14 protein-coding genes are annotated in these 14,317 nt (G+C 37.8%); 9 read left to right on the forward strand and 5 right to left on the reverse strand.

Going from position 1 to position 14,317, the window contains the following annotated elements:
• Positions 1-114 precede the first annotated feature (114 nt).
• The 9 genes from GJS41_RS01480 to argS are packed head-to-tail and all read left to right on the forward strand — an operon-like array spanning position 115 to position 7,756.
• Positions 115-768, forward strand: coding sequence for a MotA/TolQ/ExbB proton channel family protein (locus GJS41_RS01480; protein WP_154245572.1), 654 nt, complete (start codon positions 115-117; stop codon positions 766-768).
• A 5-nt stretch (positions 769-773) separates the two neighbouring features.
• The gene (locus GJS41_RS01485) at positions 774-1,190 is read left to right on the forward strand and encodes a biopolymer transporter ExbD (protein ID WP_154245573.1); all 417 of its coding nucleotides are present in this window, start codon (positions 774-776) and stop codon (positions 1,188-1,190) included.
• Positions 1,190-2,944 carry a lipid A export permease/ATP-binding protein MsbA gene (gene msbA, locus GJS41_RS01490; protein ID WP_154245574.1) on the forward strand — a complete coding sequence of 585 codons (1,755 nt, stop codon included), beginning with the start codon at positions 1,190-1,192 and terminating at the stop codon, positions 2,942-2,944. The genes GJS41_RS01485 and msbA overlap by 1 nt, the downstream gene beginning before the upstream one ends.
• A 14-nt stretch (positions 2,945-2,958) precedes the next feature.
• Positions 2,959-3,933, forward strand: a complete 975-nt coding sequence (lpxK, locus tag GJS41_RS01495; protein ID WP_154245575.1) for a tetraacyldisaccharide 4'-kinase — start codon at positions 2,959-2,961, stop codon at positions 3,931-3,933.
• Positions 3,934-3,940: 7 nt separating this feature from the next.
• The gene (locus GJS41_RS01500; RefSeq protein WP_154245576.1) at positions 3,941-4,132 is read left to right on the forward strand and encodes a Trm112 family protein; all 192 of its coding nucleotides are present in this window, start codon (positions 3,941-3,943) and stop codon (positions 4,130-4,132) included.
• A 1-nt stretch (position 4,133) separates the two neighbouring features.
• Positions 4,134-4,892 carry a 3-deoxy-manno-octulosonate cytidylyltransferase gene (gene kdsB, locus GJS41_RS01505; RefSeq protein WP_154245577.1) on the forward strand — a complete coding sequence of 253 codons (759 nt, stop codon included), beginning with the start codon at positions 4,134-4,136 and terminating at the stop codon, positions 4,890-4,892.
• A 3-nt stretch (positions 4,893-4,895) separates the two neighbouring features.
• Positions 4,896-5,393: a low molecular weight protein-tyrosine-phosphatase gene (locus GJS41_RS01510; protein WP_154245578.1), complete on the forward strand. Its 498-nt coding sequence runs from the start codon at positions 4,896-4,898 to the stop codon at positions 5,391-5,393.
• A complete protein-coding gene (locus GJS41_RS01515) occupies positions 5,393-5,929 on the forward strand; it encodes a DUF924 family protein (protein WP_154246942.1) in 537 nt (178 codons plus the stop codon). Before GJS41_RS01510 ends, GJS41_RS01515 begins: the two co-directional genes overlap by 1 nt.
• A gap of 60 nt (positions 5,930-5,989) precedes the next feature.
• Positions 5,990-7,756, forward strand: coding sequence for an arginine--tRNA ligase (gene argS / locus GJS41_RS01520; protein WP_154245579.1), 1,767 nt, complete (start codon positions 5,990-5,992; stop codon positions 7,754-7,756).
• A 35-nt stretch (positions 7,757-7,791) separates the two neighbouring features.
• On the opposite strand, the gene GJS41_RS01525 is transcribed toward argS, so the two are convergent.
• From GJS41_RS01525 to GJS41_RS01545, 5 genes are all read right to left on the reverse strand, one after another.
• Positions 7,792-8,691, reverse strand: a complete 900-nt coding sequence (locus GJS41_RS01525; protein ID WP_154245580.1) for an aspartyl/asparaginyl beta-hydroxylase domain-containing protein — start codon at positions 8,689-8,691, stop codon at positions 7,792-7,794.
• Between the two features lie 81 nt (positions 8,692-8,772).
• Complete coding sequence (locus tag GJS41_RS01530) at positions 8,773-9,519, reverse strand: HesA/MoeB/ThiF family protein (RefSeq protein ID WP_154245581.1); 747 nt, start codon at positions 9,517-9,519, stop codon at positions 8,773-8,775.
• A 71-nt stretch (positions 9,520-9,590) separates the two neighbouring features.
• Complete coding sequence (locus GJS41_RS01535; protein ID WP_154245582.1) at positions 9,591-11,168, reverse strand: cryptochrome/photolyase family protein; 1,578 nt, start codon at positions 11,166-11,168, stop codon at positions 9,591-9,593.
• Entirely contained in the window at positions 11,165-12,625 is a 1,461-nt protein-coding gene (locus GJS41_RS01540) for a deoxyribodipyrimidine photo-lyase (RefSeq protein ID WP_154245583.1), read from the reverse strand. The genes GJS41_RS01535 and GJS41_RS01540 overlap by 4 nt, the downstream gene beginning before the upstream one ends.
• Positions 12,626-12,654: 29 nt before the next feature.
• Complete coding sequence (locus tag GJS41_RS01545) at positions 12,655-14,025, reverse strand: DASH family cryptochrome (RefSeq protein ID WP_370515591.1); 1,371 nt, start codon at positions 14,023-14,025, stop codon at positions 12,655-12,657.
• Positions 14,026-14,317: the final 292 nt, after the last annotated feature.

Here is a 14,317-nt window from a genome sequence, read left to right on the forward strand (position 1 = left end):
TGAAATTAATCTCGATAGCGGTTTGTAACCAAAGGATTTGTTGACTAGAATAGGCTTTATAAAACAAATACTTCAAACAATAACTTCAGGAAGAATCAAATTGAGGACTATTCAATGCTAGCCACATCAAGCTCTACAGGCATGTTGCTGGATTTATTAAAAGCCGGCGGCTGGACCATGGTTCCAATCATTTTGTGTTCCTTTATCGCTATGGGGATTATTTTTGAGCGATTTTGGTCATTACGCAAAGACAGTATTTTGCCAAAACACTTAGTGGCTCAGGTCTGGACATGGATTAAAAATGGTCAATTCGATAAGTCCAAAATGCGCGACCTCAAGAATTCATCAGCTTTAGGCGAAGTTTTAACTGCAGGTTTACTTAATCATCAGTTTGGCCGAGAGGCGATGAAAGCAAGTATTAATGAGGCTGGGCGAGGTATTGTTATTCGTCTAGAGCGCTTCCTAAACACTTTGGGCTCTATCGCTCTAGTAGCGCCCTTATTGGGGCTTTTAGGTACCGTTATCGGTATGATTAAAGTCTTTACCGTGATTCGTCTGGAAGGTGTGGGCAACGCTGATGCGCTAGCAGGCGGTATTTCTGAAGCCTTGATAACTACTGCCGCAGGAATGGCTATCGCGATACCTACGCTTGTATTGCATCGGTACTTTACTCGCAAGGTTGAAGAGTTAGTGACTGAGATGGAGCAAGAAGCCTTAAAAATGGTGGATGTTCTTCATGGCGAAAGAGAAATCTTTACGGGAGCTTAAGCTTTATGTGGCTTAAAAAGCGAAAGGAAGATTTACAAATTAATTTAACACCTTTGATTGATGTGGTGTTTTTACTATTGATTTTCTTCATGGTTTCCACCAGTTTCAAAAAAGAAACGAAAATCACAGTAAATCTGCCTGAAGCCAGTGGCGAACCGTCAGAAGCTTTACCAGCTTCAGTAGATATCAGCATCACCAAAGCGGGTGAGATTTATATCAATGGACAAGGTTTGTTAAATCGCCAAATCGATACCATTAAAAGCGCCATTCAAAGCGTTTCAAACGATATCACTATTCCCGTGGTTATCAGTTCTGATGAAGATGCACCTGTCAAAGCGGTAATCAAAGTTATGGATGCAGCAGGGCAGTTAGGCTTTAGTAATATCCAAATGGCAACACAGCAACCAAGCGAAGAGTCTTAATGACAGAGTCATCCGCCACAGAACAAAACAGCAAACAAGTTTATGGTCGTATCTTGGGTTATACCAAACGATATAAGTGGGCTGTATTTGTCGGTATCCTTGCTAATATTTTATATGCATTAGTAGAAGCTTCTTTTGTAAATGCAATTCAATATCTGGATGTTGCCATTGAAAATAAAGATCGCTATGTATTATTGGTAAAAACACCTTTAGTAATCATAGGGGCTATTTTTTTGCGTGGCATTTTAAACTTTATTGCTACCTACTGCATTGGGTGGACCGGCCGAAAAGTGGTTCAATCACTAAGGCAGGAATTGTTTGAGCATTACTTATATCAGCCGAACAGCTTTTTTAAAAATCGTTCTGCTGGTGAGCTAATCGCTAAAATCACTTTTAATATAGAGCAAGTCGCTCAAGCAAGTTCGCAGGCTATCACCATTGCGCTTCGTTCTGGCGGCATGGTGATCTTTTCATTGATCTATATGCTGATAATCAGTTGGCGCTTAACATTGTTTGTATTGATTATCGCCCCAGCGGTTGGCCTGATTGTTAATGTCAGTGCAAAACGCTTTAAAAAAGTCAGTAAAGGTATACAAAATACTGTTGGCGATGTTACTCATAAAACTGAAGAAAGCGTTAGAGCGCAAGAAGTCATAAAAATGTTTGGTGGTCACAGTAAGCAAGTGAGTGATTTTAATCAGGCTGCAAATAAAAACCGACTGCAAGACATGAAGTTGATTATTGCCCAAGGTCTAGCATCACCTATGATTCAATTTATTGCCGGAATTGGCTTTGCGGCAGTTGTTTACTTTGGCTCATTACAAATCCTTGATGGTCGCATGGCTGGCGGCCAATTTATTACTTTTATAGGCTTCATGATGTTGATATTAAAGCCATTAAAAGAATTATCTAACGTTAATAGCATATTGCAAAAAGGTATAGCCGGCGCGCAAAGTGTCTTTGAAATTTTGGATCGACCGTCAGAAAATGATAAAGGCTCCCTTGAGCTACACTCGGTTGAGCAAGGTATAGAATATTCAAATGTCAGCTTCAGTTATAAGAAAAGTGATGAGTTAGTTCTAAACCAAATTAGTTTCGAGGTAAACAAGGGCAAAACTATTGCCTTAGTTGGGCGCTCCGGTTCGGGCAAAAGCACCATTACTCATTTGTTGCCTCGCTTGTATGATTTATCACAAGGGGCAATCAAAATTGATGGGACTGAGATTCAGAATTTCCAATTAAAATCACTCAGAAAACAAATTGCGATTGTCTCTCAGAACGTCATTTTGTTTAATGATTCAGTTAGAAACAATATTGCTTACGGTTTCGCTGAAGACGCTACTGATGAAGATATTATTAATGCTGCAAAAAACGCTAATGCTTGGGAATTCATACAAGAATTACCTGAAGGGTTAGATACCAATATTGGAGATAATGGTTCTTTATTATCCGGAGGGCAAAGACAACGTATAGCAATAGCGCGCGCAATTTTAAAAGATGCGCCTATTTTGATCCTTGATGAGGCCACTTCAGCTTTAGATACTGAGTCCGAACGTCATATTCAAAATGCTTTAGAAAACTTGATGCAGAACCGAACAACAATCGTTGTAGCGCATCGTTTATCAACTATAGAAAGTGCAGATGAAATTTTAGTTATTCATAATGGTGCAATAAAAGAGCAGGGCAGTCATCTAGAGCTTATAGCGGCTAAAGGTGAATACTATCGCCTACACCAAATGCAATTCTCAGAGTAAACCGATTAAAGTGTATGGCTATCAGTAAGTCGCAAATTTTCTTTGAAAAGTTATGGTACCGAGACACTGTTTGGTGGCTTTGGCTGTTTATACCTCTTCATTGGCTTTTAAAGGTTTTAGTTTGGCTTAGACATTCTTTTTATAAACTCGGTTTCTTTAAATCTAACAAACTAGATGTGCCGGTTATAGTTATAGGTAATATCAATGTTGGTGGTACCGGCAAAACACCTTTCGCGGTTTATTTACTTAATTACTTAAAGGAACTAGGTCATAAGCCAGGTTTGATTACTCGTGGTTACGGTAGTGATACATCTCTACATCCGCAGCATGTTCAGCAGCAATCACAACTTAATGAAGTAGGCGATGAACCACTCTTAATTGTTAAAAATACCCAATGTCCTATCGTTGTTGATTATCAGCGATCGCGTGGTGCTCAACAACTGATTGATGATTTTGGCTGTGATATTGTGGTTTGTGATGATGGTTTACAGCACTATGCTTTACAGCGCGATCTTGAAATCTTAATTGTCGATAATTCACGTGGTTATGGTAATGGCTGGCTGATGCCATTTGGACCTTTGCGCGAGCCAATAAGTCGTGCCAAGCTCTGTGATGTTAAAATCCTTAATGGTAAGGATATGACATTAGAGACATCGACATTAAAGTTCGTAGTCGATAGTTCATCAATTACGCCTGATGAATTAAAAACCCCCATCCATGCTGTTGCTGGCATTGGTAATCCACAGAGATTTTTCAACAGCCTCAAATCATTGTCTTTAGAGTTTTCCGAACAAAGCTTTCCAGATCATCATAATTTCCAAGCAGGCGATTTTACTGAGGAAGCAGGAAGTATTATCATGACTGAAAAAGATGCGGTGAAATGCAAAGCTTTTGCTGATAAACGTTTTTATTATTTACCGGTGACAGCAATACTTTCTCCAGAAAGCCAATCTGCATTACAGCAAGCCTTGAATAAATTATTAGACTGAGTGAATCATGAATTCAAAATTATTAGATATTTTAGTTTGTCCCTCTTGTAAAGGGCAGTTGTTATTCTTAAAAGATAAAGATGAATTGGTATGCTGTTTTGACAAATTGGCTTATCCGATCCGTGACGACATTCCAGTGATGCTTGAAAGCCAAGCGCGAGAATTGAGGTTCGAAGAACTTGAGGCAATTAAAGCTTAAGATGGAATTTATTGTTGTCATACCTGCGCGTTTTGCCTCAATGCGCCTACCAGGAAAACCGCTTGCCCTAATTGGTGACAAGCCGATGATTCAGCATGTATACGAACGCTGCAGACTGGCGAATGCTGCCAGAGTAATAATCGCCACCGATGATGAGCGAATCGCTAAAGCTGCATCTGAATTTGGAGCCGAAGTTTGTATGACTGCTGCTGAACATCAATCAGGCTCTGATCGGTTGGCCGAAGTTTGTAGAACTCTTAATTTTTCAGATGATGATATTGTTGTTAATGTTCAAGGTGATGAACCATTTATCTCGCCGCTTAACATTGAGCAGGTTGCTTTGGGCTTAGCAAATTCCAAATCGAAAATGGCAACTTTGTCTACTCCAATAACCAGCGATGAAGAAGTTTTCAACTCTAATGTGGTTAAAGTGGTCTCAAATAATAACGACGAAGCACTATATTTCTCTCGAGCACCCATTGCTTGGCAAAGGGGAAGCTTTGAGCAAAAAGAAGTAAAAGATTTATCTCACTGCCAAAGGCATATCGGTATTTATGCCTATAGAGCAGGGTTTTTAGCTGACTATGTTAAGTTGCCTGTATCTACTCTTGAGCAATTAGAATCACTCGAGCAGCTACGTGTACTAGAAAATGGCTATTCGATTCATATTGAACCAGCGAAAGAAGCCCCGGGTATGGGAATTGATACGCAAGAAGACTTAGCCCAAGCCCAGATAACCTATAAACTACTTCAGCTTTAGCTTATGTATTCAGTACTGTTTGTCTGCTTAGGTAATATTTGTCGCTCGCCAACCGCTGAAGGCGTCTTTAAAAGCTTGGTGACCGATGCTGGTTTATCTAACCAAGTCTTCGTGGATTCCGCTGGTACCAGTGCTCACCATGTTAATGAAGCTCCGGATCCTCGATCGCAACAAGAAGCTAAACGTCATGGCTATGATTTATCAAGGATCCGTTCGCGCAAAGTAACGCCAAATGACTACGAAAAGTTTGATCTCATTATTGCGATGGATGAATCTAATCTTAACAATTTAAAATCATTTAAATCAAATGCTTACGATTCTAAGTTAAAGTTATTTTTAAAAGATTTTGCACCGCTTTTAAATATTCATGATGTGCCAGATCCTTACTATGGTGGGGCCAAAGGTTTTACCAAAGTCGTTGAATTAGTTGAACACGCTAGCGAAGGCCTACTGGAGCTTATTAAGGCTGAAATTAAGAGCAAGAGCCAGAAATACATATGATGCATCCCGAACAGATACTCGATTTTTGGTTTAAAGAGATTCCCAGTAAACAATGGTGGATTAAAGATCTTGAATTTGACCTAGAAATAAAAGAGCGTTTTTTCGATGTCCATAAACAAGCCATGCTAGGTGAATTAGAACATTGGCGAGAGTCTATTAAGGGGCGTCTTGCAGAAATAATTATCTTAGATCAATTCTCCAGAAATATGTTTCGCAATTCTCCTGCAGCATTTGCATCGGATCCCTTGGCTTTATGTTTAAGTCAAAGTGCCGTTGATACTGGTTTAGATGTGAATATGTCTAATATCCAACGGCAGTTTCTCTATATGCCTTATATGCACAGTGAGTCAAAATTGATTCATCAAGCCGCGGTTAAACTTTATAAGCAAATTCCCGAGCATGGTTATGAATTTGAACTTAAGCATAAAGTAATTATCGATCGCTTTGGTCGTTATCCTCATCGTAATGCAATTTTGCAACGTGAATCAACTCACGAAGAAATCGAGTTTTTATCTAAGCCGGGCTCAAGCTTTTAAGTTTCAAAAGCCTATAATCTAGGTATAATGGCGCCAGTTTAAACATCCAATGACAGTCATATGTTGCTAAGTATTGAGCAAGAACTTTCGGAAATTTTCGGTAAAGCATTCGAATCATTAGAACTTCCTTTTAAATTAGGTGCTGTACAGCGCTCTAATCGTCCCGACCTTGGTGATTTCCAATGCAACGGTGCTATGGCTGCGGCTAAGCTTGGTGCAGGAAACCCTTTTGTTACCGCAGAGAAAGTTGCTGAATTGGTAAACTCTAACGATCTGATTGAAAAGATTGATGTGGTGCGTCCAGGCTTTATTAATTTATTTATTAAATCTAGCGCAATTTCGCAAAAGTTATCTCAACTAGCAGACGATTCTACTTTTGGTGTCGCTGAAGACCTGTCAGCTCACAAAGTTATGATCGATTTTGGCGGCCCGAATGTTGCCAAGTCAATGCACGTCGGGCATTTGCGTACAGCTATTATAGGCGATTCGTTACAACGTATTTTTCGTTTCAAAGGCTATGAAGTAGTTTCTGACGCGCATTTGGGCGATTGGGGCACTCAAATGGGTATGCTGATCGAAGGCCTTAAAAAACGCCAACCTGATTTAGTTTATTTCGATGAAACGGTGACCAATGATTATCCAACAGAGTCTCCAGTTTCTATTCAAGATTTGGAAGTGATATACCCAGAAGAGTCAGGCTTATGCAAAACCGATCCGGAAGCTGCCGAAAAAGCTAGAGCTGCAACTTTAGAATTGCAAAATGGCCGAGCTGGTTATAGAGCTTTATGGCAGCATTTTGTTAATGTTTCTGTTGCTACTCTAAAACGTGATTATGGAGAACTTGGCGTTGGTTTTGATCTATGGAAAGGGGAAAGTGATGCTGATCCATTTATTCCTGCAGTATTAGAAGAGTTAGCTGACAAAGCGATATCTATTCAAGATCAGGGCGCTTTAATTGTACCTTTTAGAGATGAGGAGGGTGAAAACATTATGCCTCCTTTAATCTTGCGTAAGTCAGATGGCGCAGTAATGTATGGCACCACTGATTTAGCTACTTTGTATGAGCGTGTGCGTGACGACAAAGCTAAAACTGTTTTATATGTAGTTGATGGACGTCAACAACAGCATTTCAAACAAGTCTTCGCAGCCGCAGATTTGATGGGGTTTAATGAAAACACTCAATACGAACACAGCTATTTTGGCACGGTAAATGGCAAAGATGGCAAGCCATTTAAAACGCGTTCTGGCGGTGTTATGAAGCTGCACGATTTAATTCAAATGGCCAAAGATGAAGCAAGAAAGAAAATTGCTGAATCTAATTTTGGTTCAGATTTCTCTCAAGATGAAAAAGAAGAAATTGCTCATAAGGTAGCGATTGCCACTTTGAAATTTGCAGACTTAAGAAACTTTAGAATTAAAGACTATATTTTTGATTTAGAAAAATTTAGTGAGTTTGAAGGTAAAACAGGTCCTTATTTGCTCATGCAGGTTGCTAGAATAAAATCCATTTTGCGAAAAGCGAAAGGCATTGGCGCTGAAGCTGGAGCTCTTTTAGAAACCTCTGACAACGAAAAAGCCTTAAGTTATCGTTTACTGGAGTTTCCATCAGTTATTGATCGAACCATAGATAAAAGAGCGCCGCATTTTTTATGTGAGCACTTATATAACCTTGCTCAAGAGTATAGTTCTTTTTACCAAAAACAACATATTATGAAAGAACAAGATAACTTAAAACAAGCAAGTTTGCTTCGTTTAAGTCAGATTTGTATGCAGCAACTTGAAGCGGGACTTCAACTTCTAGGCATCGAAACTTTAGAGCGGATGTAGCGGTCAGAATGTTTCTGACCACAAGAAATGATTAGTTAAAATATTATCGCGTAAAGAACTAAGCCTATGAGCAACCACTTTACTAAATAATAAAGATTCTTATTATATTGCTTAAGGTTTTTACCAACCTTTCTAATAGGATAAACCAGACCAAATATTTTGTTTAAGAAGCCTGTTTTATCTTCTTTACTATTTGGAGATTGAGTTGCCCGTGCCATTGTCATACTAAAAATCTTGTTAACTATGCTTGCCAAGAAATTATTAGTAGGGCGTTCAATATCACAAAAGAATATGATTCGGTTTTCATCAGTTTGATTTTCAGCTCTATGCACGAAGGTCTCATCGAACATAACGGCTTCACCATCTCTCCATGAGTATTTTTCGCCGTCCACGTAAATTGCACAATCATCAGAGTTAGGCGTTATAAGTCCTAAATGATATCGCAAAGAGCCCGCATAAGGATCTCTATGAGGGTGTAATTTAGAGCCCGGTGGCAAAGCAGCGAACATTGCGGCTTTTACAGTTGGTATGCTAGAAATCAATTCAACTGTTTTGGGACACGCTTTTAATGCAGATGGCAGAGGTCCGTGATACCACTTTAAATAAAATCTCTTCCAACCTTGACGAAAAAAAGAGTTAAATCCAGCGTCATTATATCTATCTGAGCTTTTTATTTGCTCTTGTGATTGGAGTGCAAGAGCTTCTTCACGGATGATTTCCCAATTATCTTGAATGACTTGCAATTCTGGGAATTGCTGAAGATCAACATAAGGTTTGTTTGGTACTTTTGAAGAGGCATACATCAAACAGTTCACAGGTGAGAAAAAAGCAGAATGATCCAAAAGTTGTCTAAATACTTTTAACCTTAACTTGCCACGGAAGTGAATGTAGCCGGTACAAACTAGGAATACGGAAATGATAATAATAGCGGTCATTATGTTTGGCTAAAACAAATAAAAATTAATTATAACTTCCTTTGTATGTTAGTGAAAGAAAGCTTAGAAAAAGACTTTGCATTAACTAGAACAACTCGGGCAACTAGGGTTTTTAGATAACTTAAAGGTATTGATCTTATTGTTTAGCAAATCAAACGTTTGATAATAGCCATCCAAAGCATTCAGCCCCAAAATCACTTTCAAGACTTCAGAAGCTTGCATGGAGCCGATTACACCTACAATAGGAGGGAATACGCCTTGTGATTCACAGTTTTCGTCATTGTGGTTGTTATTTTCAAACAAACATTCGTAGCATGGAGAGTTTTCAGTCAAGTTAAATGTAGTAATATGTCCTTGAAACTTAATTGCAGATGCATGTATCAATGGTATTTTCTTGGATAACGAATATTTATTTAACAAGTATCGAGTAGGGTAGTTGTCACTACAATCAATAATGACATCAATTTCATGATCCTTTAGCAACTGGCTGTTATCATCACTGATATTTTCGCTAACGGTATTAATTATGGTTAGAGGGTTGATGGAATTAATCTGATTTTTTGCAGACTCTACTTTAGCAACACCTATATAATCGAATGAGTGAGCAATTTGTCGTTGTAGATTGGAACTTTCTACTCGATCGCCATCCACCAATAGCATTTCCCCAATTCCTGCTGCAGCCAAGTAAAGCGCGCAACTTGAACCTAATCCTCCTAAACCAATAATGGCGACTTTGCTGCTTTTTATCTTCAACTGACCACTATCATCAATTTCAGGCATGATAATTTGACGACTATAGTGTATTAACTCTTTATCCGAAAGTGACATAGCACCAGAACGGTATATTTGGGCATTGGCAGTATTTTACTGCAACCTTAGCAATACTTCATCAAAAGCTGCTAAAGACTTTCAATATTCTCCAGTAAATACTCGGCTCTTTTAATTAAAGCATCTTGTTCTAGGTCAGTTTTATTGTTCCAATTACGATAAGCTAGCGATAATCGAGGAAGTTTGCCAAGTTGCTCTTTATTCATCGCTAAAAAGTACCAATAAAAACTATTAAAAGGGCAAGCTATATTAGTTTCTTTTTCTTTGACACTGTAGTGACAGCTCTTACAGTAATCACTCATATTATTAATGTAATTACCGCTAGCTGCATAGGGCTTGGTTGCAATTAACCCAGCATCAGCGAATTGACTCATGCCTAAAGTGTTAGGTAGCTCAACCCATTCAATGGCATCAATATAAATTCCTAAATACCATTGCTCTATTTCTTTAATGTTAATGCCGGTCAGTAAAGCAAAGTTACCAGTGATCATAAGACGCTGAATATGATGAGCATAAGAATAATCTAAGGACTGCTGAATGGCTTTTTGCATACAATTCATTTGTGTTTTGGCTGTCCAAAAATACTTCGGCAACTTTCTTTTGGTATTTAAAAAGTTCATCTGAGAGTACTCGGGCATATTTTGCCAATAAACTGCTCTTACATACTCTCGCCAACCTAGTATCTGCCTAATAAAACCTTCAATTTGGGCTAAATCTATAGCGTCATTGGCATGGTACGCACTTAATGCTTTTTTAATAACCATTCGTGGGCTTATCATTTTCGCATTCAATGCAAATGACAACCTAGAATGAAACAAAGACCAAGCGTACTCACTGTTTTCTGTCATGGCATCTTGAAATTTACCGAATTGCGGCAAGCAGTGCTTACAAAAGTAATCCAAAACTTGCATGGCTTGCTTGCGATTTACCGGCCATAACACTGCCTCACTAATATTTCCAAAGTAACTGAACCCGTGTCGGTCCAATCTTTTTTTATACTCCGTGATGTTGTTAGTAAAAACTTTCGGTTTCGGCAGACCGTTTAAATCAAAAGGTTTTAATTTGTTTCGATTAGCTTTATCAAAGTTCCATTGACCTCCAGAGGGTCCTTCTTTGTCCATTAGAATGTTAAAACGCTTACGTAACTTGCGATAAAATGTTTCTAGACGATTATGTTTTTGGGGTTTGATGTATTGTTCAAACTCGTAATGATGAAGATAAAAGTGTTCGCTATCGTATGGGGTAATTTTAATATCATTTCCAATATTTAACTTCGCTAACTGAGATTTAAGTCGGAACTCATCAGGGAGTTGATATTCAAAAGTTTTAACCTTTGTCTTTTTAGCGATAGTAGTAAGCAACTCTGTTAGTGATTGATACTGACAAGTTTCATCTAGATTTAAGTAAAGAACGTGATGTCCTGATAAGCTTATAGCATGAGCAAACTGGTCTATTGCGGCAAAAAAACTGCAGATTTTTTGTATATGGTGTTGAACATAATTTATCTCCTGCGGCAATTCTGCAATTACATATAAAATAGAATCATGATCGTTTCTGTACCATGTGTGCTTTGCATTAAGTTGATCGCCAAGTATCAATCTTAAGGTCGTAAAGTTACTCTGAACTTGATCTAGAGTTTTATATATCATCTTGGTCTAACATGCCTAGCTAAGATACGCTGATTTTCAAATTGTACTGCAGGTTTTTTTCGCCACTCCCAAAGTAATTCTCTGGTATTTCGAGCGGTTTCTTTTATATCGACTATCGGTTTGGGATAGTTTTTTCCTACTTCAAAATCATACATTGCTTGTTCCATTGAAGTTAGCTCCCAAGGTGTATGAATTAACTCTTTAGGTAATGAACTCAGTTCAGGCACATATTTTTTTATAAATACGCCTTCAGGATCTTGTTCTTGTGATTGCTTTATAACGTTATAAATCCTGATGGTATTAATCCCAACAACGCCTGCTTGCATTTGAAACTGTGAATAGTGAATACCAGGTTCAAAGTCTAAAAATAAACGAGCTAAATGATGAACACCTTGTCGCCAGTCAATCATTAAATTATGAGTCAAAAAGCTTACCAACATTGCACGCATTCTAAAGTTAATATAGCCGGTTTGGTGCAAGCAGCGCATGCATGCATCGACTAATGGGTAACCAGTTTGTCCACCCATCCATGCTTCAAGGTGACGATTAACTGTTAGATCTTCTCTGTAAGGATAGTCCTGATAGCCTCTATTAAAATGCTCAAACTCCATATGCGATTCACTCTCAAATTTTTGAATAAAATGACAATGCCAGTGCAGTCGAGAAGAAAGAGCGCTTAAGGCCCGACGCCAACCTTTCTTATTCCAATGGGATAACAACGTTTGATAGACTTCTCTTAAACTTATATTTCCCCAGGCTAAATAGGGCGATAGTCTAGAACAAGAAATTCTACTGTGTTCTGGTTTCGAAATGTTTTTTGAATAATTGATACCTCTATCATCAAAAAAAGAATTCAAATATAAATAAGCTTCGGTTGTACCACCAGTTTGAAAATCACTTTTTTTTTGTTTCCATTCGATAGGAATATCTGGCTCTTTATAATTAATGAGCTGTGCCCAATTTGCTTTAGAAAGATCTGGGATATCAAGTTCACTGCGCATTGCTTTTTTCCATTCTTTATCCCAGTTTTTACGACTCGATAAAGGACGAATTACCGCATCTTTTTGATACTCTTTCCAATCAATCTTGTGTCTAAAACACCATTTTTTGAGAGCTTTATCTCGTTGATAAGTAGCCGCCACACCTGTTTCTTCATGGCTATATATAGTATTGATGCCATGCTCTGCTTGAATAGATTTTAAAGTATCACTTAAATTCCCTACATAAATATGTACTCGCGAATTGTATTGTTTGAGATGCTGATCTAAATCTTGTAAAGATTGCCATATAAAGCGCCAATGACGAGTATCATAATGGGGGTCATTTATTAAAATAGTTTCAAAACAAAAAATTATAATGAGTGGGAATGAAGAGCCACAAGCTTGTTGCAGTGGCTTATGATCGTTAAGCCTTAAATCACGCTTAAACAATACTATATTAGCTTTATTAACTGACATATTTTATCGACAAATAGACTACGCGATTGTTATTGTTGTTCTATTGGCCAGTCGACCATATCTACTGAGTCTAATGAAACAGGCTTACTTTTATTTATACTATTAGCGCTATCATTCGCATCTGTCCACTTTTTGATGAAATCGCCATTTGGATCATACAACTGAGTTTGTTTATTCAGATTGACATGCCTTCTGGGTTGAGGATCAGCCCCAACTCCAGCAAGGTATTGCCAATTCCCCCAATTGGTAGCAACATCGTAATCTATCAGCTGTTGCTCAAAATAAGCAGCTCCAAAACGCCAGTCAAGTTGAAGTTCATTGACAAAGCAGCTAGCAACTATTTGTCGGCCACGATTGGACATGTAACCAGTGGCTTTAAGTTGTTTCATGCAAGCATTAACAATTAGATAAGGAGTATTTCCATTTACCCACATCTGATAACGCTCGGGATAAAAACAATTTAAGCCGCAGCGCTTGTCTCTAGAAGTCTGTATTCCTTTATATTGAAATAGCTGCTGAGCATACTTCTTTGAATACCAATGAAAGTATTCTCGCCATAATAATTCAAAACCAATCCAATAAGTTGAATCATTCTGTTCAATTTCAGCTTCATACTGTTTCAAACGTAAAGCAACATTTCGAACTGAAATAGAGCCATTGGCAAGCCAAGCTGAAAATTTTGTTGAGTTTTCCCATCCATCAAGCTCATTTCTAAAAACTTTATAGCTGCTAGGTAGTTGACTATTAAAGTAGTTATGAAGTTGCGTGTAACCTGCTTGAGTACCTCCTTTAAACTCAGAAGTAATATCTTGAAGGTTCTCGGTAAATAATTTTAATTTAGGGTCCCAAGTAGACTGTTCCAGTGGCTTAGGAATGTTGCTGAAACTACAGTTTGGTATATTAATTTCAAGCTTTTCTACTTTCTTACGAAATTTACTGAAAGTTTCAGGTAACTCGTCAATACTGAAGGGGAGACTAGTTTCATCAAATAGAGTATCGCTATCGTACTCTTCAAAGCAAACATCAGGGTGCATTGCTTTTAATTCTGACCAAATTCGATTCTCATAATAGCTATTAGTTTTAGAGCGAAAGACAGCGTCAAGGTTATAGCCTTTAATATATTCATCAATAACTTTAATAGGGTTAAGGAAAAATGTACCTAAGCTGAGACCTATAGTTTCAATTTGATTTTTCAAATCACCTACAGATTCAGACAGAAACTTAAGGCGATTGTCTGAAATACGACTGATGTTAAGTCGCTTTGGTTCTATCAAAGCAGGGTTGAAGCAATATATTGTGTGCAACGTAGCTGACTTCATGCAAGCTTTTTGGAAAGCTAAGTTGCATTCGACTCGTAAATCTTGGCAGAACCAGAATAAGGCTTTAGTATTTTTTTTCACGCTATTTCAACTATAACTATTTGAAAAGCTATGTTATCGATGCAGGTGTAAATTTTTTGTATGTATCAAAGCTAATAGTTAAAGCTACAAATAGAGAGTCTTTGTTTTCAAATAGTTATAAAAATGGGCATTTGTTTGCTCTAATTATCGATAAAGTTTCAATGCCTTACGATAGATTACTTCAAAGATGACTGAAAAATAATCAATAAGCTTATGAAATGAACATAAAAGCAATTTATTATTATAATAACTAATGCATAAGGTAATAGGCGATAGTGTTTTCTTATAAAGA

Source organism: Kangiella sp. HZ709, assembly GCF_009674675.1.
Lineage (GTDB): Bacteria > Pseudomonadota > Gammaproteobacteria > Enterobacterales > Kangiellaceae > Kangiella.

Excerpts from the sequence above, each read along its gene's own strand:
- GJS41_RS01535 (WP_154245582.1), bottom strand. The coding sequence starts at position 11,168 with ATGATATATAAAACTCTAGATCAAGTTCAGAGTAACTTTACGACCTTA.
- argS (WP_154245579.1), top strand. The coding sequence starts at position 5,990 with ATGTTGCTAAGTATTGAGCAAGAACTTTCGGAAATTTTCGGTAAAGCA.
- GJS41_RS01480 (WP_154245572.1), top strand. The coding sequence starts at position 115 with ATGCTAGCCACATCAAGCTCTACAGGCATGTTGCTGGATTTATTAAAA.
- GJS41_RS01515 (WP_154246942.1), top strand. The coding sequence starts at position 5,393 with ATGCATCCCGAACAGATACTCGATTTTTGGTTTAAAGAGATTCCCAGT.
- GJS41_RS01530 (WP_154245581.1), bottom strand. The coding sequence starts at position 9,519 with ATGTCACTTTCGGATAAAGAGTTAATACACTATAGTCGTCAAATTATC.
- GJS41_RS01485 (WP_154245573.1), top strand. The coding sequence starts at position 774 with ATGTGGCTTAAAAAGCGAAAGGAAGATTTACAAATTAATTTAACACCT.
- kdsB (WP_154245577.1), top strand. The coding sequence starts at position 4,134 with ATGGAATTTATTGTTGTCATACCTGCGCGTTTTGCCTCAATGCGCCTA.
- GJS41_RS01500 (WP_154245576.1), top strand. The coding sequence starts at position 3,941 with ATGAATTCAAAATTATTAGATATTTTAGTTTGTCCCTCTTGTAAAGGG.
- msbA (WP_154245574.1), top strand. The coding sequence starts at position 1,190 with ATGACAGAGTCATCCGCCACAGAACAAAACAGCAAACAAGTTTATGGT.
- GJS41_RS01540 (WP_154245583.1), bottom strand. The coding sequence starts at position 12,625 with ATGTCAGTTAATAAAGCTAATATAGTATTGTTTAAGCGTGATTTAAGG.
- GJS41_RS01525 (WP_154245580.1), bottom strand. The coding sequence starts at position 8,691 with ATGACCGCTATTATTATCATTTCCGTATTCCTAGTTTGTACCGGCTAC.
- lpxK (WP_154245575.1), top strand. The coding sequence starts at position 2,959 with ATGGCTATCAGTAAGTCGCAAATTTTCTTTGAAAAGTTATGGTACCGA.
- GJS41_RS01510 (WP_154245578.1), top strand. The coding sequence starts at position 4,896 with ATGTATTCAGTACTGTTTGTCTGCTTAGGTAATATTTGTCGCTCGCCA.